Raw genomic sequence first — 20,925 nt, 5'->3', positions numbered from 1 at the left:
GAAAAAGCCGGGCGTTCGACCCGGCTTTTCTCATTGCCAAGCGTGGCTTGTCTCATACCCGCTTGAGGAACCCATCCGGCGACGCGGTGATGGCGATCTTGTGTTCGATCGTCAGGTCGATGTCGAGGTTCAGCGGCTGGCCGTCGCGGCCCTTGCGGCCCTCGCTTTCGAGGCGCTTGCGATATTCCCAGACGGCGGTCTTGGGATTGTCGCCCTTGCCCCAAGGGCGGTCGGCGGTGAAGCCTTCCGGCAGGTCTTCGACGCCGGTGTCCCACACCACGCAATAGGAGCCCTTGCTGACATAGGGCGCGTAAAGCTCCAGTTCCTCAAGCACATGCTCATGCGTATGGTTGGAATCGAGGAAGACCATGATCCGCTCATAGCCTTGGGCATGCTGTTCGATCTGGGCCATCACCTCCGGGGAGACCGACGAGCCCTCGATCAGGAGGATCTTGTGGCGCATCGGATGAGCGTCGATCGCGGAACGGTTATGGGCGCGGATGTCGATGTCGACGCCGATCACCTTGCGGCGGCTCGCCTTGGGGTCGAGCACCTTACCTTCGACGACGGCGTCGCAATAATCCATGAGCGCCAGCATCGAAGCCGAGGTCACCAGCGAGCCGCCATGGGCGATGCCGGTCTCGATGATCAGGTCGGGTCGGCAGGCCCAGATCAGTTCCTGGATCGCGTAGAGGTCCTGCGGCACCTGGATGACGGGACGTCCGAGCCAGGTGAAATTCTGCGCATAGCCATGCCGGATCGATTCCCGCACCCAAATATTGGACAGGCCGAGAAAATCTCTGTCTTCGCCGATCTTGCGGATATTGTTGGCGACCAGTTGGCGGAAATGTTCGACGGGATCCATGACGGCTTCCTTTCAGGTCTCGACCCAGGCGTAGAGCACCGTTTCCATGAACTGCGGCGAGTGATGCCGCAGCGCGAAACGATAGTCGGGAACGAGCGATTTGATGGCCCGGCTGATGACCGGAATATCCGAGGGGTAGTGATAGACGCAGATGGCGAGTTTGGGCCTGTGACGGCGGATGGTCTCGGCCGCGCCCTTGAGCAGCGGCATTTCCATGCCCTCGACATCCGCCTTGATCAGGCTCACCCGCTCGCCGGCGAGATGCGCGTCGAGAGACAGGATCTTGAACGGGTGCTCGCCGGTGTTCGACAGCGCCAGGCTGGTCATGTCGCCGCTGCTGCTCGCCGCCGATCCGGTTTCGTCACTCTCGCCGAGCGCTGCGGGAATGACGGTAATCTGATCCTCGTCGAGCGCCCATTCGCTGAGCAGTCTGCGGCGGCGATTGGCGAGCGCGCGGAACTGGCGCATGCCCGGTTCGAAACACAGGGCGCGATGAAAGACGCCGTTCTGGCTCCAGAGAAAGCGTTCGAGACTGTCGCCGACATAGGCGCCGGCGTCGACATAGATTTCCTTTTCCGACCCGCAGAACTGCGGCAGGCAGAAATACTGGTCGCGCTCGAACTGGGCTGCGACATGCGCCTTGTCGCCCGTCAGCATGGTCGCCATCACGGCCCGCAGCGTTTCTCGGGATCGGTCGTCGTCCAGCCAGTCGTCGTGAATCTGCTTGTAGGCGTCTATATCGTGCGCAACATAATGGGCGTCGACTGAAACATGCGGGATGCCGAACGCGGCGAGCTTGGCCGAGACTTCGCGTACCGCATGCCGCGCGCTGATGAAGACGAAGGCCGGTTCGTCGGTGGCGAGATGCGCGGGCGCGCGAATTTCCAACCCGTCGACGATCTGTCCATCGAGATCCGGCTTGCCGTCATAGGCGCATTGGAGCGTGACGCCCCGGCTTTGAAGGTCCTTGTGGGCGAAGCGCCCGAGAAAACCGTAGCCATAGAGCGCCGCAGGCCTTGCGCCCGTCAGCACGCTGTCCGGCGTGGACTGCCGCACCTGCGCCGCCCAGTCGGCCAGCCTGTCGAAATCGGGCGTCATGCCTCTGACCTTTCGCGAGGCAGGGCGTAGAGCACCGCGCCCGTGCCGCACCAGGCGTGCAGCCGAAGGAGAAAGCGATAATTCTTAAGCGTCTGCATCAGGTAGAGCGGCGTGCGCCAGACGCCGTCGTCGTTGTGATAGATGGTGGCTGCGATGATCGGGCGGTGTTTGGCCAGTGTTTGGCTGGCGCCCTTGAGGGCGTCGAGTTCGCCGCCTTCGAGGTGGAGCTTCAGGAAGCTCGGCGCGAGATCGAGGTCATCCAGCGCACGGAGTTGCGCCAGCAACCCGCCTGTGACCGAAAGCTGCGAGGCGTAACCGAGGCCATGATGGAAGGCGGCTTCTCCATTGGCCGCGCCGAGCGCGCAGTCGAGGTTGATCGGCTGCTTTTTGATATTCGGAAATGCGGCTGCAAAGCCTTGCTCCATTTCGGCGCGATTGAGCGGATCCGGCTCAATCGCGGCAATGCTATCCCAATCGGGCCGCCGTCGCGCAAAATCCATTGAGACATTCCCGCGATACGCGCCGGCATCCACGAAGCGCTCGCCAGGTCCAAGAAGCGTCTCCACCTCCGGAATGAAATAGCGATTGGATGGATCGATGGGCGCGCCGTCGAAGGTCCACTCCTGGCGCAGTCTGCGCCAGGCGAGAAACTGCAGGTGGTGGGCGCGCGATACGTCGTCTTCGAGACCCTGCAGGACATGGACGATCATTGCCTGATCATGCGCCGCCAGTGTTTCGAACCGCCAGCCGTTGGACAGGGGATGAATGTGACGATAGCGTTCGGAGAAATCGTAGAACGGGGCGACATGCTGAAAGCCATGGTCGTAAAGGGCGCTCTCGATCGGCGCATAAGCCGCCGTCGCCACCGTCACGAGGATCTGCGCCTGGTCCTTCAGCGCGTCCGGCGTCTCCTCCGGGGCGTAGATGGGAATGCCGTCAAAGACGGGATTGCGGCGAGCGGCGTCGGGATTTCGGTCGATGAGGAAGGCGGGTTTGATCCACAGCGCCGTCAGCACGTCCAGCGCCATGCGGCCGAAATCGCCGGCCCCGTACAGGCCGATGCGAAGATCGTCGCGAATGGGCGCGACGTAAGGCGATCCATTGGCGATCTCTTCGAGAAGACCCACCGATCGGACGACGCCGGGCAGGGTGGAAAACGCGCGCGCGCCATGCCGCATCCGGGCGCTGCCTGTCATATCCAATAGCTGCGGCATCCTACGAATCTCTGGTTAACGACGCCCACCATATTCCCACCATCCTTGCACGGAGCTATTCATCGGACTGATATCGCCATTTCGAGAATGGAACCGGAGGATTGCTTGAAAACGGTGCTTGTGACAGGTGGGACCGGCTTTGTGGGGCGCCAGATCGTCAAGTCGCTCCTGGCCCGCGGTCACGCCGTACGGATGACGGCCCGACCGGGGCGCGTGAACCCCAGTGACCTCGTGGGGCGGATCGAGATCGTGCCGACCCTCGATCTCTTCGACGAGAACGAGGATTGGTGGCTGTCGCGGCTCGAAGGTGTCGACGCCGTGATCCATGCCGCCTGGTATGTCGAGCCCGGCCTGTATCTCGATTCTGCGGAAAATATCCGTTGCCTGCGAGGCAGCCTTAGGCTCGCCGATGCGGTCTGTCGCGCCGGCGTGCAGCGGTTCATCGGGGTCGGCACCTGTTTCGAATATCGGCTGCCCAACGCCGCGATCACCGAAACATCTCCGCTCGGTCCAGTCACCGTTTATGCTGCGGCGAAACTCGCCCTCTATCTTGCCGCGCGTCGTCGGTTTGCGGCGGCGGGCGTGGATTTCGCCTGGGCGCGCTTGTTCTATTTGTACGGGGAGGGGGAGCATCCGGCGCGCCTCTTCCCGAGCCTGCATCGCAGGCTCGGGGCCGGCGAGCAGATGATCCTGTCGGCAGGCGACAAGATTCGCGACTTCCTGGATGTCGAGATCGCCGGAGCCGACGTGGCGGGATTGATCGACACCGGCCAGACGGGCGTCGTCAATGTCTGCTCCGGCGAGCCGGTGACTTTGCGGGACGCGGCAGAGCGGATCGCCGATCTCTACGGCGCGCGACACCTGCTAAGCTTCGGCGCCGCGCAGGTGCATCCGCGCGATCCGCAGGCGGTTGCCGGGGTTTGCAACGTCGCCGAACGTTGAACCGTGCACCGGCGGACAAATGAGAAGCGGCGGAGGTTGTCCCCCCCGCCGCGTGTTCTGAAGCTGTCGGGCGTGCTCAGCCGGCGCGACGGGCGTCGACCGAATAGGCGCCGGGGCCAGCCACGGCGAGCAGGATATAGCCGCCGGCAAGCGTGATATTCTTCATCAGCATGATCGAGTTCAGCGCGTTCAGCCAGCCGAGCGCGGCTTCCGGCCAGCCGGGAACGGCGATCGTGCCGCTGTGAAACACGGCGCCCGTGAACACGCAGAAGACGGCCAGAGCGAAGCCGGCAATCTTGGTCTGGAAGCCGACGAGCACGGCGAGACCGGCCACGAGTTCGAACAGACCGGCGAGATAGGCCAGCGCTGTGGCGGCCGGCATGCCGGCTCCGGCGATCATGCCGGCTGTCTGACCGGGATCCATCAACTTGCCGAAGCCGGCCATGATGAACATGAAGGACAGAAGGATACGCGCGATGAGAATGAGGATGTTGTTGGTCATTGGACTCTCCATTTCGATGGAGGGACTAAACCACGTCTTAATTGTTTAAGATATATCCAAGACTGAAGACGTTTTGTCTCTATATTGTGAACAGTCCAATTGGAATCCGAAACGACGCGATCGCTCCGGAAGAGCAACGACCCCAGATGAGAAGAGCCGCTGCGCCTGCGGCGCTCAATGAGACCCTTGAGCAGGAATGATCCGCGGAAAAATGAACACGCCGCGCATGGCGCCGTGGACCGTATCGCCGAAACCCATCGATTCCCCGACGCACATGACCGGTTGTCGTTCTTCCGGACCGCAGATGATATAGGTCGAGAAACAGAAGGACGACGGGGAAGACGACGCGTCTTCCAGCAGTTCGAGAATATGGACGCGATCATTCGGCTCGTAGCAGCGCAGCAACGTCAGAAGCCCGCATTCACCTTGCTCGAGTCCGTGGAAATAACCACTCACCCGGCCGATCTGGAATAAACCGTTCGCCAGATCGCCAACCCAGGCTTCCGTCGAGCAGAACCGATCGATGTCGTGGGCATCGCTGTCGCCGAGATCGGCTACGAGGGATTGACGAAGAAAGCTTGTCGATTTCGAAATCCTGAACACGTCGATTCCTGCCCGATCAATGATTCAACATATGGGTTGAACACCACAAACCGCGTACCCTCGGTCGCATCGACCAATTCAAAATACGAGGGCGCGCCTATGTCTACGATTAAGTCACCACAAACCAGATACGTATAGGCCGGAAACCTACATTGTCACAATATGCCCGGCGCCGCGCATCATGATGATTCGGTGCTCTTTTATAAGTTGTTTTAGCATCCGCACAAGCCATGAATAACACCCTAATCGTCGCTTTGAAATAGGGTTCGGTCATGTTTACTCGGGAAAAACTACCGGTCGTCCCAATCTTTGCTAAAGTTCGAAATCATAATTCCATGATATATAAACAAATTCAATACGCCTCACAGATAAAAATAAGAAAAAATCGAGAAATAATCCAAATTTGCTTCGAAGCGCCTAATGAATATTCAGTTTCTAAATGCTCCACTCAAACGACGAAGACCAAAAAATTAGACGATTCCAAGTTTTTTGGCAGATCGCTTTTACTTGTCTTCATTAGTGAGGCAGCATCGCCGATATATTGATGGTGAGTTTTTCATCAAGTCTAAATGAGAGGCATCCGACATCTTTCGCGCATGGTTGGGTTTCGTCGCTCCTTCTGTCAACATGATCGCCTGCATCCGAGTTCGACGGTGATCCATTCTCAACCTGTCGACGTCGGCGAAAGGCAGGTCTTTCGCCGACGTCGCGAAACACTTGCGGCCCGTCAGGCCCGCATGCGGCGCGCGACCGCCTGCAGTGTGTTTGCGCCGGCGGAGCCGGAGGTGCGGAAGCGGGCGACCAGGTTCTTCAAGCTCTCGGCTTCCTCGCTGAGCGTCATCGAGGCCGCCGTCGTTTCTTCGACCATGGCGGCGTTTTGCTGCGTTACCTGGTCCATCTGGTGCATGGCGGAGTTCATCTCCTTGAGGCCCGTCGCCTGCTCGCTGGCGGAGACCGAAATCATCTTGATCAAGCCATTGATCTGCAAAACCTGCTGCGCGATCGCCTGCAACGTTTCGCCGGTCTGCGCCACCAGATTGACCCCGTCATGAACCTGCGCTTCGGAGGCGCTGATCAGCGTCTTGATTTCCTTGGCGGCGGTCGCAGAACGCTGGGCGAGTTCGCGCACTTCCTGCGCCACGACCGCAAAGCCCTTGCCGGCCTCTCCGGCTCGGGCGGCTTCCACGCCGGCGTTCAAGGCGAGCAGATTGGTCTGGAAGGCGATTTCGTCGATGACGCCGATGATGTTGGAGATCTGGCCCGACGACTGCTCGATGCCGTGCATAGCCCCGATCGCGCTCTGGACGATCTTGCTGGAATGCTCGGCGTCGTTCGAGGCCTTCTGCACCGCGCTCGCGGCGTTTCGGGCGTTTTCGGCGCTCGATTGCACCTGTTCGGTCAGTTCGTTGAGTGCGGCCGCGGTTTCCTCCAACTGCGCCGCCTGCTGTTCGGTGCGACGCGACAAATCGTTGGCGCTGTTGGAAATTTCGGTCGTGCCGCCGTTGATCGCGCCGACTGCGGCGTTGACCATCTGCACCGTCTGCTCGAGGCTCTCCACGGCGGAGTTGAAGTTGTCGCGTAGGCTCTGATATTCCCCGGGGAAGGCTCCGTCGATCCGGCAGGTCAGGTCGCCGCTCGACAGTTTTTCGAGCGCCTTGCCGACTTCCGTCACCACGAGGGTCTGAACGCGGGCGTTTTCAGTGCGTTCATGCTCGGTCCTCGAGCGTTCGGTCTCGCTCGCCTGGCGATGCGCTTCGGATTCGCGCTCGACCTCCTGAGAGCGGGCTAGCTTGTGGCGGAAGCCTTCCAGCGCGCGCGCTACATCCCCGGTTTCATCGGTATGCTGCTGGCCGGAGACCGCATGCGCATAGTCGCCCTTTTCGAGCCTGACGACATCGGCGATGATGCCACGGATCGGACGTTGAACGAAGGCGCGGACGGCGTAGTAGAGACCGCCCAGGACCGCGAGCAGCAGGGCGACGCCGCCGGCGACCATCATGATCGTCTGGTCGCGCACCGGGCCGGCCAGCGCCGATTGCGGAACGTCGATCAGCAGCACCCAACTGACGCCGAGTCCCGGAAGCTCGAAAGGATAGACCAGGCGGTTGAAGCTCTCGCCGTCGGCGCCGTCGAGATCGTCGATTTCGGCCAGCTTGCCGGACTGCATCGCGGACGCCACCACCTCGGGCGCGGCGCCGTCATAGGCCTTCATCATTTGCTCCGGCTGCGGCGCGACGAGCCATTTGCCGTCCTGAGACACGAGCATCACGCGACCGGTGCCGAACGGCTTCAGCGCCGAAAGCGAGTCCGCTAGCATGCGTAGCGAGATGTCCACGCCGCCGACGCCGATCAGCTTGCCGTTGGAAAGCACCGGATAGGAGATCGAGCTCATCAGGGTCGGGACTTCGGTGCCTTCGGCGCGATAGGGTTTGGTGATCGAACCCTTGAGGGTTTTTGCCGAGACCGCATACCATTCCGCCGGATAATCGGCGCGGAACGTCGAATAGAAGGCTTCGCCCGTCTTGCCCTTGGACCAGTAGGGCGTGAAGATCCCCTCCTCATTGGCGCCGAGATCCTTCTGGTTCTTCACTTCGTCCTTGCGGCCGTCGAAGGCCTTTGGTTCTTCGGCGAACCAACTGCCGAAGGCCATGGGGTGCTGTTCGAGATTGGCCTGGAGAATGGCGATCACGCCTTTGCGGTCGAGCGATTTGTCCTGATGCGCGCGGCCGATGACCCCGGTCATGGTGCGGGCGGCGCTCGCGAGTTCGCTGGTCTGCCCGGCGATGAGCGAGGCGATGGATTTTGCTTCGGTCTCCGCCTGGTTCTGGATCAGCGACTGCACGCGATCACGGGTCTGGGAAATCAGGAAGAAATTCGATGCGATCAGCAAGGCTGCGATCGTCGCTCCGGTGACGAGCAGGAGCTTCATGGCGAGTGATTTCGGCGCAAAGGACGTCATTGGCGGTCTAACCTCGGGAGACGACGGGGTGGACACCCTGTCTTCGACAACTGCGCCATGATCAGTCGCAACTTGTTTCCAATTCGCTAAATTTTGCCGCGACCATATTAGATTTCATAAACCTGTCATATAAAATGGCCGGAAAAGCATCGCTCTCCCGGCCGAAATGCGGAAATATTGATATTGCTGCTCAAATATTGCGCAGCTCGGCTATGAAGGGGATGGAAGGCTGGGCGCCGGGCTTGGTGCAGGCCAGCGACCCGGCGACGGCCGCCTGACGCAGGCATGATTCGAAATTGAGGCCGGCATCCAGCCCGGCCGCGAAATAGCCGCAGAAAGTGTCGCCGGCGCCGACCGTGTCGATAGGGTCGATGTCGAGGCCGGCCGCCGTCAGATAGGCCCCCTTGTGCATGGCCGCGACGCCGTCCGCGCCGAGAGTGACGATGAGCGTTTGCTGGAACTGCTTGTGGCGGGCTTCCATGGCCTCCTTGCGCTGCGTCGCCGAAAGGTCGGGACGGCCGACAAGCAGTTCGAATTCGGTTTCATTGGCGATCACGTAGTCCGCCATCGCCGCGAGCCGGGACGCGTCCTCTGTGAAGGGAGCGATATTCAGCAGCGTGCGGACCCCGCGGGCGCGGGCGGCGGCAAGCGCGGCCTCGATGGTCGCCGCCGGAATTTCCAGCTGCAACATCAGGATGTCGCCACGTTTCATCGACCCGACAGCCGCTTCGGCGTCCTCCACGCCGACCGTTCCGTTGGCCCCGGCAATGATGGAGATGACGTTTTCGCCATCGCCGCCGACGAAGATCAGCGCGACGCCGGTCGCGGTGGCGGCGCTCTTGATGCGCGCCAGGTCGACGCCGTCATACCGGAGATAAGTGAGGGCGGGGCCGGCGAATTCATCCTCGCCGCAAGCGCCGGCCATCGCCACCTGTGCGCCGGCGCGCCGAGCCGCCAGCGCCTGATTGGCGCCCTTGCCGCCCGGCGCGGTCGTGAAGCGGTCGCCGGTCACCGTCTCGCCGGGCTTCGGCAGGCGCGGCACATTGGCGATGAGGTCCATATTGATGGAGCCGAGGACTGTGATCATGGTTCTTCCCGCAGGTCGCTTGTTTTTCTTGATGCGCCTTTGTCGCCCGCCGCTCAGTCCTCGTCAACCAGCCTCAGCTTGAGAAGGCCGGTCTTGCTCTCGGCCGCCTTCTGCGCCGGAGGCTCGACCGGCGTCTCCGGCGCGTCGAACTCCATCGCTTCGATTTTCTGCCCGCGTCGCGATACTTTGTCGGTGGCCGCGATCACCATGTCGACGTCCTTCTGAGCCGCAAGGAAATGCCCCTGCAGCTTGCGCACCCGATCGTCGAGGCGACCGACATCCTCCATCAGTCTGATGACCTCGGCCTGGATCACATGCGCCTGTTCGCGCATGCGCTGGTCCTTCAGCATCGACTGGATCAACTGGATCGACAGGAGCAGGAGGGACGGAGAGACGATGACGACCCGGCTGCGATGAGCGGTCTGCGCCACGGCTTCGAACCGCTCGTGCAGATCCGCGAAGATGGATTCGGACGGCACGAACATGAAGGCCGTGTCCTGCGTCTCGCCGGCCAACAGATATTTCGAGGCGATGTCGCGGATATGGACTTCCATGTCGCGGCGAAATTGCTGGGCCGCCGCCTTGACCCGTTCTGGACCACCCTCGCGCATCGCATTCCAGGCTTCGAGTGGAAATTTGGCGTCGATCACCAGCGACGGCTGTCCGTTCGGCATGCGGATCAGGCAATCGGGACGCGCGCCGTTCGAAAGCGTGGCCTGAAAGCGATAGGCGCCTTGTGGAAGCGCATCGGCGATGATCGCCTCCATGCGTCCCTGACCGAAGGCTCCGCGCGTCTGCTTATTCGAAAGGATCGACTGTAGCGAAACGATGTCCTTCGCCAGCGTCTGGATGTTGGTCTGGGCGGTGTCGATCACCGCCAGCCGTTCCTGAAGGCGGCGGAGGTTTTCATGCGTGGCGCGGGTCTGTTCGGTAATCGTGGCGCCGATCCGCTGCGTCATGCCGTCGAGCCGCTGATTGACCGTCTGGTTGAACTCCGCCTGGCGCGCGCCGAACATTTCGGTCATCGCCGCGATACGGCCCTGCATTTCCGTCTGCGCCTTGAGGATCTGGTTGAGCCTGAGCGCGTCGTCCTCCGCCTTCGCCTCGAGCGCGTCCGCGAGCTCTTCCGCCTCCAGCCTCTGGCGTCTCGATCGGAGCAGCAGAAGCCACAATATGGCAATGGCGGCGCCGACGGCGAGAACGGCGTGGGTCGGCGTGATCATGTCCAGCCCGATACCAGGCGTCGTCAGGAATGCGTTCATGGAGCAATCCTAGCAGATTCGCGGATTCAATCCAGATCAAAACGGGAACACGCTTATGGAGGCATCAGCTTAAACTTTCGTAAACCAAATATGGAAAGCAAAGATCACCCGAAAGGCGACGCGACATTGTTTTGATCTTGATCAAGATTGCCGCAGAAACGCCGGCTACTCTCCAGGACATGTTCGATATTCGCGACATGGCTAGGGGTTTCTCCGGGTTTTTTTAAGAAAACTAATAAGACATAGCTAATATGCGATTAACCAATCGGGCCTACCCTCAAAAGCTAACGGGCTGCCGACATACAACTCAATCCGTGGGAATTCCGCATCATGACTTCTTCGTCTCAACACACGACCGCGCTTCGCCAAAGACTGGATTTTCTGGGGGTGGATGCTGCGGCGCAGAAGGAGTTGCAGAAGCTCAGTCCGCTGGTGTCCGAACTCATCGGCCCCGCCCTAGACATGTTCTACGCCAAGGTGCGCGCCAATCCCGAAACCGCCCGGTTCTTCAAGAACGAGTCCCATATCAGCGGCGCGAAGAGCGCTCAGGCGAAGCATTGGGCCATCATCACATCCGGCGCGCTGGATGACGCCTATGTCAATGGGGTGACCGCGATCGGCAAGACGCATGCCCGGATCGGCCTCGAGCCCCGGCTCTATATCGCCGGCTATGCGCTGGTGCTGGAACAATTGATCCATGGCGTTGTGGCCAGGAAGCAGAGCGGCTTTTTCTCGAAGTCCAAGAACAAGTCTGTCGCCGAAGACATTTCCGTGATCGTCAAGGCGGCGTTGCTCGACATGGATTACGCCATCAGCGTCTATCTCGATGAACTGGCGTCGCAGCGCGAACGGGCCGAACGCGAGAGAGCCGCCGCCGAGGCGGAGCAGACCGATGCGATGAGCAAGCTGGGGCGGATGCTGGAAATGCTTTCCGCCGGCGATCTCCAGACGCGTTTCGCCAGCGAGATGCCGGAAAAATTCGGCGCCATGGCCGGCAATTACAACAACGCCGTGGAAGCGCTCCGGCAGTCGATGGAAAACGTCCGCATCGCGGCTCAACAGATACTCGACGGCGCGCAGGAAATCGCCAAGGCGACCAACGACCTTTCCGGCCGGACGGAGCAGCAGGCCGCCAGCATAGAACAGAGTTCCGCCGCGCTCCATGAACTGTCGGAAAACGTCACCTCGACTGCGACCGGCGCTCGTACGGCGTCCAGCGTGGCGCAGGAAACGCTCGGCGTGGTCAAGACCTCGGGCGCGACCGTGCTCGAAGCCGTCGCGGCCATGAGCGCGCTCGAAAAATCCTCGACGGAGATCTCCAAGATCATCACCGTCATCGACGAGATCGCCTTCCAGACCAATCTGCTCGCGCTCAACGCCGGCGTCGAAGCCGCGCGGGCGGGCGAGGCGGGTCGCGGTTTCGCCGTCGTCGCCCAGGAAGTCCGGGAGTTGGCGCAGCGCTCGGCCAACGCCGCCAAGGAGATCAAGGGGATCATCGCCGAAAGTTCGAACCAGGTGCAAACAGGCGTTTCCCTGGTCAATCGCTCCGGCGAGTCGCTCGGCGACATCACGACGCGCATCGTCGAACTGACGAGGATCATTTCCGATATCGCGTCCGCCGCGGACGAACAGTCGTCCGGCCTCAAGGAAGTATCCGCCGCGATCAGCAGCCTCGATACGATCACCCAGCAGAATGCCGGCATGGTGGAGAAAAGCTCGGGCGAAGTGCGCGCGCTCGCCGCCGAAGTCGAGCGGCTCAACGGCGTTCTCGACGAATTCAAGACCGGCGAACCGACCCGCGACGCGAAGCGAGTGACGAGCGCCGCACGTCAGGCCGCCTGACGTTCACTTCGTGCCGAAGGGAAGCGCCCGGCCTGTTGCGCAAGCCGGGCGGCTGTATTATGGAGGCGAAATGACGATCAAGCCGCTCATTATTTTGCCCGACCCGATACTCCGCCAGACTTCGGCCCTGTTCGAAGACGTGACGCCGGAGGTGCGGACGCTCGCCGCCGACATGCTGGAGACGATGTATGACGCGCCCGGCATCGGGTTGGCCGCCATCCAGATCGGCGTTCCCAAGCGTGTCGTGGTGATCGACCTTCACAAAGAGGGCGAGGAAAAGAAGCCGCAGGTCTTCATCAATCCTGAAATCCTGTCGTCGAGCGACGCCAGGTCCAGCTATGAAGAAGGCTGCCTGTCGATCCCGGATTACTACGCCGAGGTCGAACGTCCCGCGACCATCCGCGTTCGCTACGTGGATCTCGACGGCAAGGCGCAGGAAATCGAGGCCGAAGGCCTGTTGGCCACCTGCCTGCAGCATGAGATCGACCACCTGAACGGCGTGCTCTTCATCGACCATATCTCGCGCCTGAAGCGCGAGATGGTGATCAAGAAATTCACCAAGGCCGCCAAGCTCCGCGCCTGATCATTGCTCGCGGATCGTGGTCCTGACCATGTCGCCGCGGATCTGGATCTCCGGTTTCGCTCCCGGCGTGTTGGGCAGCGCGCTGTCGATATAGGATGCGACTGACTGCACCACATAGCTGATGGCCGTACCGGCCGGAAAGATCAGCGTCGCATCCATCATCTTGCCCATCAGCCGGATGGTTTCTGATTTCCGCACCTCGTCGAAGGCGATCCGGGCCCTGAGCGCCGCGCCGGACAGTGAGATCGCATCGGCATGCCCTTCGACATCGACATCTCCGGCATCAGACTTGATATCCAGCACCGAGAAGTCGCCGGCGAGCTTGATCGCCGAGGCGCGCTGGTCGATCAGCACGGCGGCGTCCGCTCTGAGATTGGCCTCGAGCTCCAGCCGGCAATCGTCCCAATCGAAGTCAAAGGGCGCATCGCCGGTGTCGACGATCAGCGAACCGCGTTCGACGCGCATGGAGCCCGTCATGGCGCAACCGTCGTCGAACCAGCTCGAACGCCAGAGAGCGCCCCAGCCGCTTCGGATTCCCAAGAGTTTGGCTTCGAACGGAGCGGCCGCGTCCGTGTTCACCGTCACGCGGCTTGCGGCGCCGCGAACTTCGACGCGGTTGACGCTCGAGAGATCGACGGGATCTGAGGCCCGGGCTTCCGACGTCCAGAGCGACACGGCGGCGTCGAGGGCGATGATTGCCGCGACGCTCGCGGCCAGTCCAAGGAAGAGAGTTTTCTTGCGCATGCTGCGCCTCCTGTTGCGATGAAGAATGGAAACGAGAATGACGATGCAGCTGGAAACGGCGACCTGAAACGCGTTTGAGGTCGCGCAGGATCGCGATTAAGGACAGAAGCATCGCACTTCTGTATTTGCCGATGGACTGCCGATGATTCTGCTGCCGCTTCCCTTTGTCGTCGCCTTGTTCCTTGCGGTCTTTGCGGTTCGCTATGCGCGGACCGCGCGTGAGCGGGGCGATGACGCATTCGCCTTCGTCGCATTGATGACGCTGTTTGCCTTCCAGTCCATTCTGGTGGGCGCGCGTTGGGGATATGGCGCGACGGCGCTGCAGCCCTTCATGGCGGCGATGGCGAGTCTGTTGCCGCCTGCGGCTTTCCTTGCTTTTCGCGGATTGACGGGGGGAGCGGCGCGGCCGGGTCTCGCGGACTGGCCGCATGCGCTCTGGCCGGTATTGGTTTCCGGTCTGCTGTTGATGTCGCGGGATTGGGTCGGCGCGGTGATCATTCTCGATTTCCTCGCCTATGGCGTGCTGCTGCTGGCGATGAGTCGCGGCGGGCCGGACCGGCTGATCTCGTCGCGTCTCGACGGCGTCGTCACGTCCTATCGGGCGCTGCAGATCACGGGGGCGACGCTGATCGCCTCGGCGTTGTCCGACATGCTGATCAGTCTCGATCTCGCTGTGTTCGCCGGCCGGTATTCGGGGGCGATCATCTCGTTTGGAACGACGGTCAGTCTGATCGTCTTGTCGACCGCGGCCGCGCTTGTCGATCCGGCGCGGATGGACAAGCCGGAAGACGACGATGCCGGCGGAGAGGGAGAGCGCGGCGAAACGCCTTCCTCTTCCTCGGCGGCCAACGAGGAAGACCGGGCCATCGCCGCCGCGCTCGACGCGCTGATGGAGAAAAACGCGCTCTATCGCGATATGGAACTCAATCTCGTCAGGCTCGCGCGCAAGCTCGGCAAAACCACCCGCGCCGTTTCTCGCGCCGTCAATCGCTGCCATGGCGTGTCCGTCTCGCAATATGTGAACGGCTTCCGTGTAAAGGAGGCCCAGCGACTGTTGCGCGACACAGAGGAGAGCGTCGTGCAGATCGCGCTCGAGGCCGGGTTCATGACCAAATCCAACTTCAATCGCGAATTTTTGCGCGTCTCGGGCCAGAGCCCGAGCGACTGGCGACGCGCGGTCGGGAGCCAAGGGGCTTGATCTTCTCCGCTCAAGAGGCTTGAAGGGGCGATCAGCCGGAGATCCGCCATGCCGCTCAGAATCATTTTCATGGGAACGCCCGATTTTTCCGCGCCCGTCCTCAAAGCGCTGCAGAGCGCAGGTCACGAGATCGTCGCCGTCTATTCGCAGCCGCCGCGGCCTGCCGGTCGCCGCGGGCTGGAGCTGACGCCGTCGCCGGTCCACAAGGCGGCGGATGAACTGGGTATCCCGGTGCGCACGCCGGTGAATTTCAAGGCCGCCGAGGATGTCGAGGCGTTCAAGGCGCTCGGCGCCGATGTCGCCGTCGTCGTCGCCTATGGCTTGCTGCTGCCTGTGTCGATCCTCGAGGGAACGCGGCTCGGCTGCTACAACGGCCATGCCTCGCTTCTGCCGCGCTGGCGTGGCGCCGCGCCCATCCAGCGCGCCATCATGGCCGGAGATGCAAAGACCGGGATGATGGTGATGAAGATGGACAAGGGGCTCGACACCGGCCCGGTGGCGATGACCCGCGAGATCGCTATCTCCGAGACAATGACCGCCGGTGAACTGCATGACGCCTTGTCGGAGATCGGCGCAGGCCTGATGGTCGAGGCGATGGCTGCGCTCGAGGCGGGAACGCTGACGCTGACGCCGCAGTCCGAAGACGGCGTGCTCTACGCCGCCAAGATCAGCAAGGACGAGACGCGCATCGACTTTTCCAAGCCCGCAGCCGATGTGCACAACCACATTCGCGGCCTGGCGCCTTTCCCGGGCGCTTGGTTCGAAGCCGATTTCGGCGGCAGGACCGAACGGGTCAAGGTGCTGGCGTCCGAGCGCGTTTCGGGGGCGGGGGAGCCGGGAACGGCGCTCGACGACCGCCTCACCATCGCTTGCAATGAAGGCGCGGTGCGCCTGTTGAGGCTGCAGAAGGCGGGCGGCAAGCCGCTCGACGCGGGCGATTTCCTGCGCGGGCTTCCCATCGTCCCAGGCGCGAGGATCGGCTGATGCCGCGTTACAAGATGATCGTCGAATATGACGGCGTGCCCTATGTCGGCTGGCAGCGCCAGGACAACGGCAAATCGGTGCAGGGCGCCATCGAAAAGGCCATCTTCGCGATGACCGGTGAAGAGGTGAGTTTGCGCGCCGCCGGCCGCACCGATTCCGGCGTGCACGCTTTCGGACAGGTCTGTCATGTCGATCTCAGCCGCGACTGGAAGGCGGCGACCGTGGCCAATGCCGTCAACGCCCATCTCGCCATGGAGGAGGAGCGGGTCGCCATTCTCTCGGCCGAGCAGGTCCCGACCACCTTCGACGCTCGTTTCTCCGCCACAAAACGCCATTATCTCTATCGCATCATCAACCGCATGGCGCCGTCGGCCATCGACGCCGAGCGCGCCTGGCATGTGAAGAAGCCGCTCGATGCGGAGCGCATGCATGAGGCGGCGCAGGAATTCGTCGGCCATCACGATTTCACCACCTTCCGCTCGTCGCATTGCCAGGCGAAGAACCCGCGCCGCACGATCGAGCGGGTCGATGTCACGCGCAACGGCGACTATGTCGAAATCCGCGCCTCGGCGCAGAGCTTCCTGCACAATCAAATCCGCTCCTTCGCCGGCACATTGAAGATGGCGGGTGAGGGGAAATGGAGCGCGCTCGACATTCGCGAGGCGCTGCTCGCGCGTGATCGCGCCCGCTGCGGACCGGTCGCGCCGCCGCATGGTCTGTTTTTCATGCAGGTGGATTACGGCGACCTGTCGACGCTTCTGACGCTCGATGACGACGAGTCAGCCGAAGGATAGGCCGAGCGCGTCGATGGCGTAATATTGGGTGAGCATCGAACCTGCCGTGATGGCGATGACGAAAGCCGTGGCCGGCAGCGCCTTGCGTTCGGTCAGCTGCAGCATGACCATGACATGCGCATAGCCGGAGACGAGGTAGAGAACGAGCGCGATCGAGGCTTGTACGTCGATATTCTCAGGCGCAACGACCATTGATGCGGAAATGGCCATCAACATCCATTGCACCGGGACGCTCAGCCAATTGAGCAGAATGACAGCAGGGCGAAAGCGCGAGGCATAGCCTGCGGCGCTCATGGCGGCGTAGAGAATGGCGTAGGGCGCGGTCCAGGACAGAAGGTCGAGAAACAGCAGGCCCGACCAGAAACCATTGCCGAGATGGGTGTTTTCCGGCATGCCCTGTAGATAGACGGCCCGCGTTCCCCAGAGATCGAGGAGAATGGGCGGCAGGCAATAGAAAATCGCCCACCATGACCGCCAGAACCCGCGGTCGCTCAGGTCGAGCCACTGAAAGCCCTCGCTGCGGCCGCGGATCAGCAGCCACAGGCCATTCAGATAATAGAAGACTTCCTCACGCCCCGGCATCTCTGAACCAGTCGGCGATGAACGTTTCATAGATCCGCGTCAGCGCTTCGAGTTCCGACACGCTCACGCGCTCGTCGACCATATGCATGGTCTGGCCGACCAGGCCGAACTCGACCACCGGGCAGTAATCCTTGATGAAGCGGGCGTCCGACGTGCCGCCCGTGGTCGACAGTTTGGGCGTGGTCCCCGTATGCCGCTCGATCGCGCGCGACAGCGTGCCGATCAGCCGCTCGTCGCGGGTCAGGAACACATGGCTCGGTCGCTCCGCCCAGACGAGTTCATAGCGGGCGGGTTCGCGGCCTGGCCGCAGCGCCAATGATGCTGCGCCCTGATCCAGCCGCCGGATGATTTCCGCCTTGACCGTGTCGGCGGTCCAGGCGTCGTTGAAGCGGATGTTGAAGGCGAAACTGACCTTGGCGGGAATGACATTGGTCGCCTTGTTGCCGGCGTCAATCGTCGTCACTTCCATGTTGGACGGCTGGAAATCATCGGTGCCGTGATCGAAGGGCGCTTCCATCAGTTCCGTCGCCATGGCGAGTGCGGCGCGAACCGGATTTTCCGCCAGATGCGGATAGGCGACATGGCCCTGCACGCCATGCACCGTGACCGAGCCGGAGACCGAGCCGCGGCGGCCTATCTTGATCATGTCGCCGAGATTGTCCGGATTGGTGGGTTCTCCCACCAGGCATGCGTCCCAACGCTCGCCCTTGGCATGCGCCCATTCCAACAATTTCACCGTACCGTTGACGGCGGGACCTTCCTCGTCGCCGGTAATCAGGAAAGAAATCGAGCCCCTGGGCGCGCCATGCTTTTCGATATGGCGGGCGACAGCGGCGGCAAAGCAGGCGACGCCGCCCTTCATGTCGACCGCGCCACGGCCGAACATCACGCCGTCATGGATTTCGGCGCCGAAGGGCGGGTGGCTCCAGGCGGCTTCGTCGCCCACCGGCACCACGTCCGTGTGGCCGGCAAACATCAGATGCGGACCTCCGTCGCCCAATCGCGCATAGAGATTGTCGATATCGGGCGTTCCGGCCTCGCTCATCGTCATCCGTTCGACCTTGAAGCCGAGCGGCGTGAGGAGCGTATCGAGCAGCGCCAGCGCGCCGCCCTCGTCGGGCGTCACGGAGGGGCAGCGAATGAGCTTTTGAAGATTATCAATCGGATCGGTGACAGGCATGATGGTCCAGCGTTAGCCGATGAATGCGGCTCTGTCACGGGGAAAAAACGGCGCGCCAGGCAGCGCGCCGCGTGGCGTCGCTGCGCCTCAGTCGCGCAGCAATTCGTTGATGCCCGTCTTGGAGCGGGTCTGGGCGTCGACGCGCTTGACGATGACGGCGCAATAGAGGTTCGGAGCAACAACGCCGTTCGGCATCAGATTGCCGCTGCCCATCGAGCCGGCGACGACGACGGAGTAGGGCGGCACTTCGCCATAGGTGACTTCGCCGGTGGCGCGGTCGACGATCTTGGTCGACTTGCCGATGAACACGCCCATGCCCAGCACCGAGCCTTCGCGCACGATGCAGCCTTCGACGACTTCAGAGCGGGCGCCGATGAAGCAATTGTCCTCGATGATGGTCGGGCCGGCCTGCATCGGCTCCAGCACGCCGCCGATGCCGACGCCGCCCGACAGATGCACATGCTTGCCGATCTGGGCGCAGGAGCCGACGGTGGCCCAGGTGTCGACCATCGTGCCTTCGCCGACATAGGCGCCGAGATTGACGAAGGACGGCATCAGGATGGCGTTGGGGGCGATATAGGCCGAACGGCGGACGACGGCGTTCGGCACGGCGCGGAACCCTGCCTTCTCGAATTCGTTGGCGCTCCAGCCGTCGAATTTCGACGGCACCTTGTCCCACCAGGTGGAATCGCCCGGGCCGCCCTTGATGATTTCCATGGCGTTGAGGCGGAAGGAGAGCAGAACCGCCTTTTTGAGCCACTGATGCACGGTCCAGGAGCCGTCCTCGCCGCGGGTCGCCACGCGCGCCTTGCCGGCGTCGAGCAGGTTCAGCGCGGTTTCGACGGCGTCGCGGATCTCGCCCTTGGTCGAGGTCGAAACGGAATCGCGGTTGTCGAAGGCGGCGTCGATGGTCTTTTCGAGCGAGGCGAGGTCATGGACGGTCATGGGAATTCCTTAAGCTTTGAAGGATTATCCTGCCAGAATAACGAAAAACTGGGCCGGTCGCGGCTCTATAGCGGATGGAAATAGGCATGGCAAAGGGGAAAACCGACGAACTCAGGCGCAAGGACGGCGTATGGGACCCTCTGCGGAGCAGCCGCAGCGACCTCAAGCGCGCCGAGCGCATTCCGGGAACGCCGCAATCCCTGTCGCCAGCCTATCGCCTCGCTTTCGCGGACAATGATTTTCTCTGCCGCGAGGAGTTGCGTCCGGTGCGGCTGCAGCTCGAATTGCTCAAGGTCGAGATGATGCTGACCGAATATGGCATCCGCTCGACGGTGGTCATGTTCGGCGGCGCTCGCATTCCCGCCCCCGGCCAGAAGGCTTGGGCGGCCAAGAACGCCGGACAGAAAGCCAATCTCGAGGCAGCCTCGGTTTTCTACGAAGAAGCGCGCAAATTCGCCCGCCTGTGCTCGGAATGGTCCGCAGGCCATGACTACAAGGAATATGTCGTGGTCACCGGCGGCGGCCCGGGCGTGATGGAAGCGGGCAATCGCGGCGCTGACGATGTCGGCGCGCCGTCGATCGGGCTCAACATCGTGCTGCCGCATGAACAGGCGCCGAACCCTTACGTCACGCCGGAGCTCAGCTTCAACTTCCACTATTTCGCCATTCGCAAGATGCATTTCCTGATGCGCGCCAAGGCGGTGACGGTGTTTCCGGGCGGCTTCGGCACGCTGGACGAATTGTTCGAGACGATCACGCTGATGCAGACCGGGCGCATGGCGAAAGTGCCGCTGATCCTGTTCGGCGAGCAGTTCTGGCGCAGGGTCGTCGATTTCGACGCGCTGGCCGAATTCGGAACGATCGCCCCCGAGGATGTCGAGTTGATCAGCTTCGTCAACACCGCCGAAGAAGCCTGCGCCATCATCAAGCGTTTCTATGAAAAGGAAAACGGCGCCTCCTGACGGAGACGCCGCGAGGTCATGGCTTGAAGCGGGTCAGCCCTGCTTCTTGCCCTTTCCGGCCAGGAATTCCTGGGCGGTGATGAAGCCGTCCTTGTTGGCGTCGCGGCGCTGGAACATGCGGTCGGCGACGCGGTCGAGCTCCTCTTTCGACAGCTTGCCGTCCTTGTTGGCGTCGATCCGGTCGAAATGCTTGATCACGCCATTCGGCAGCCGGGCCGGTTTTACGGGCGCCGCATTCGGTTCGGCCTTCACCTTCTGGCGATAGGCCTTGAGCGCGTCCTTGCCGGCTTCGACTTCCTGCTTCGACAGGAAGCCGTCCTTGTTGGCGTCCACCACCGAAAGGGTGGCGTTCATTGCGGCTTGCATTTCCTGCTTGGAAACCTTGCCGTCCTTGTCGGCGTCGAGCCGCTTGATCATGAAGGCGACGCGCTGTTCGCGCTTGGCGGGATCCTTTGCGGCGCCGGTCGGCGTGGTGGATGCGGCAAACGCGGCGCCGCTGGAGGCTGCGACGGCGAGCGCGAGTGTGGAGGCGATGAGGGTCTTGGCGTTCATGATGTCAACCTTTCTCTGGTCGTGGCC

The 20,925-nt window shown here is 62.2% G+C and carries 20 protein-coding genes; 7 read left to right on the top strand and 13 right to left on the bottom strand.

The genetic code is table 11. The annotated features are described in order from the left end of the window. Window positions 1–52: 52 nt before the first annotated feature. Genes OCK01_RS15370 through OCK01_RS15360 form a run of 3 tightly spaced genes read right to left on the bottom strand, consistent with a single transcriptional unit; the run spans window position 53 to window position 3,159 of the window. Entirely contained in the window at window positions 53–865 is an 813-nt protein-coding gene (locus OCK01_RS15370) for a cephalosporin hydroxylase family protein (protein WP_263824683.1), read from the bottom strand. Between the two features lie 12 nt (window positions 866–877). After that, window positions 878–1,963: an FkbM family methyltransferase gene (locus OCK01_RS15365; RefSeq protein WP_263824682.1), complete on the bottom strand. Its 1,086-nt coding sequence runs from the start codon at window positions 1,961–1,963 to the stop codon at window positions 878–880. Continuing rightward, a complete protein-coding gene (locus OCK01_RS15360) occupies window positions 1,960–3,159 on the bottom strand; it encodes an FkbM family methyltransferase (RefSeq protein ID WP_263824856.1) in 1,200 nt (399 codons plus the stop codon). Before OCK01_RS15360 ends, OCK01_RS15365 begins: the two co-directional genes overlap by 4 nt. Window positions 3,160–3,291: 132 nt before the next feature. Between OCK01_RS15360 and OCK01_RS15355 the strand changes: the two genes are divergently transcribed. Beyond that, the gene (locus OCK01_RS15355) at window positions 3,292–4,119 is read left to right on the top strand and encodes an NAD-dependent epimerase/dehydratase family protein (protein WP_263824855.1); all 828 of its coding nucleotides are present in this window, start codon (window positions 3,292–3,294) and stop codon (window positions 4,117–4,119) included. Window positions 4,120–4,195: 76 nt separating this feature from the next. On the opposite strand, the gene OCK01_RS15350 is transcribed toward OCK01_RS15355, so the two are convergent. From OCK01_RS15350 to OCK01_RS15330, 5 genes are all read right to left on the bottom strand, one after another. After that, on the bottom strand, window positions 4,196–4,621 hold the full coding sequence (locus OCK01_RS15350) for a DoxX family protein (protein WP_263824681.1): 426 nt from the start codon (window positions 4,619–4,621) through the stop codon (window positions 4,196–4,198). A 174-nt stretch (window positions 4,622–4,795) separates the two neighbouring features. Continuing rightward, on the bottom strand, window positions 4,796–5,224 hold the full coding sequence (locus OCK01_RS15345; protein WP_263824680.1) for a hypothetical protein: 429 nt from the start codon (window positions 5,222–5,224) through the stop codon (window positions 4,796–4,798). A gap of 727 nt (window positions 5,225–5,951) precedes the next feature. Then, entirely contained in the window at window positions 5,952–8,183 is a 2,232-nt protein-coding gene (locus OCK01_RS15340; protein ID WP_263824679.1) for a methyl-accepting chemotaxis protein, read from the bottom strand. 190 nt (window positions 8,184–8,373) lie between these two features. Next, window positions 8,374–9,270 (bottom strand): ribokinase, encoded by an 897-nt coding sequence (locus OCK01_RS15335; protein ID WP_263824678.1) that lies wholly within the window; start codon window positions 9,268–9,270, stop codon window positions 8,374–8,376. Window positions 9,271–9,323: 53 nt separating this feature from the next. Next, complete coding sequence (locus OCK01_RS15330; protein ID WP_412179016.1) at window positions 9,324–10,532, bottom strand: DNA recombination protein RmuC; 1,209 nt, start codon at window positions 10,530–10,532, stop codon at window positions 9,324–9,326. Between the two features lie 330 nt (window positions 10,533–10,862). On the opposite strand from OCK01_RS15330, the gene OCK01_RS15325 reads away from it, so the two are divergent. Further along, a complete protein-coding gene (locus OCK01_RS15325) occupies window positions 10,863–12,374 on the top strand; it encodes a globin-coupled sensor protein (protein ID WP_263824677.1) in 1,512 nt (503 codons plus the stop codon). Window positions 12,375–12,444: 70 nt separating this feature from the next. Then, entirely contained in the window at window positions 12,445–12,957 is a 513-nt protein-coding gene (gene def, locus OCK01_RS15320) for a peptide deformylase (protein WP_182827500.1), read from the top strand. Here def and OCK01_RS15315 read toward each other — a convergent pair whose 3' ends face one another. Next, entirely contained in the window at window positions 12,958–13,701 is a 744-nt protein-coding gene (locus tag OCK01_RS15315; protein ID WP_263824676.1) for a hypothetical protein, read from the bottom strand. A 142-nt stretch (window positions 13,702–13,843) separates the two neighbouring features. On the opposite strand from OCK01_RS15315, the gene OCK01_RS15310 reads away from it, so the two are divergent. From OCK01_RS15310 to truA, 3 genes are read left to right on the top strand one after another with little or no spacing between them, the layout of a single operon-like run. After that, entirely contained in the window at window positions 13,844–14,899 is a 1,056-nt protein-coding gene (locus OCK01_RS15310; protein ID WP_263824675.1) for a helix-turn-helix domain-containing protein, read from the top strand. Window positions 14,900–14,947: 48 nt separating this feature from the next. After that, entirely contained in the window at window positions 14,948–15,883 is a 936-nt protein-coding gene (gene fmt, locus OCK01_RS15305; RefSeq protein ID WP_263824674.1) for a methionyl-tRNA formyltransferase, read from the top strand. Beyond that, window positions 15,883–16,677 carry a tRNA pseudouridine(38-40) synthase TruA gene (gene truA / locus OCK01_RS15300; protein ID WP_263824673.1) on the top strand — a complete coding sequence of 265 codons (795 nt, stop codon included), beginning with the start codon at window positions 15,883–15,885 and terminating at the stop codon, window positions 16,675–16,677. Before fmt ends, truA begins: the two co-directional genes overlap by 1 nt. On the opposite strand, the gene OCK01_RS15295 is transcribed toward truA, so the two are convergent. From OCK01_RS15295 to dapD, 3 genes are all read right to left on the bottom strand, one after another. Further along, window positions 16,663–17,259 carry a hypothetical protein gene (locus OCK01_RS15295; protein ID WP_263824672.1) on the bottom strand — a complete coding sequence of 199 codons (597 nt, stop codon included), beginning with the start codon at window positions 17,257–17,259 and terminating at the stop codon, window positions 16,663–16,665. The genes truA and OCK01_RS15295 overlap by 15 nt on opposite strands. Beyond that, window positions 17,246–18,439 (bottom strand): succinyl-diaminopimelate desuccinylase, encoded by a 1,194-nt coding sequence (gene dapE, locus OCK01_RS15290; protein WP_263824671.1) that lies wholly within the window; start codon window positions 18,437–18,439, stop codon window positions 17,246–17,248. The genes OCK01_RS15295 and dapE overlap by 14 nt, the downstream gene beginning before the upstream one ends. Before the next feature lie 87 nt (window positions 18,440–18,526). Further along, window positions 18,527–19,384, bottom strand: a complete 858-nt coding sequence (gene dapD / locus OCK01_RS15285; protein WP_263824670.1) for a 2,3,4,5-tetrahydropyridine-2,6-dicarboxylate N-succinyltransferase — start codon at window positions 19,382–19,384, stop codon at window positions 18,527–18,529. An 86-nt stretch (window positions 19,385–19,470) separates the two neighbouring features. Between dapD and OCK01_RS15280 the strand changes: the two genes are divergently transcribed. Further along, window positions 19,471–20,346 (top strand): LOG family protein, encoded by an 876-nt coding sequence (locus tag OCK01_RS15280; protein ID WP_263824669.1) that lies wholly within the window; start codon window positions 19,471–19,473, stop codon window positions 20,344–20,346. 33 nt (window positions 20,347–20,379) lie between these two features. On the opposite strand, the gene OCK01_RS15275 is transcribed toward OCK01_RS15280, so the two are convergent. Further along, window positions 20,380–20,898 (bottom strand): EF-hand domain-containing protein, encoded by a 519-nt coding sequence (locus OCK01_RS15275; RefSeq protein ID WP_263824668.1) that lies wholly within the window; start codon window positions 20,896–20,898, stop codon window positions 20,380–20,382. Window positions 20,899–20,925: the final 27 nt, after the last annotated feature.

Origin of the sequence: Rhizobium sp. TRM95796 (assembly GCF_025779995.1) — a bacterium.
GTDB lineage: Bacteria > Pseudomonadota > Alphaproteobacteria > Rhizobiales > Rhizobiaceae > Rhizobium_E.
Note: the sequence above shows the minus strand (reverse complement) of the source record. Positions and strands in the feature narration are given on the sequence as shown.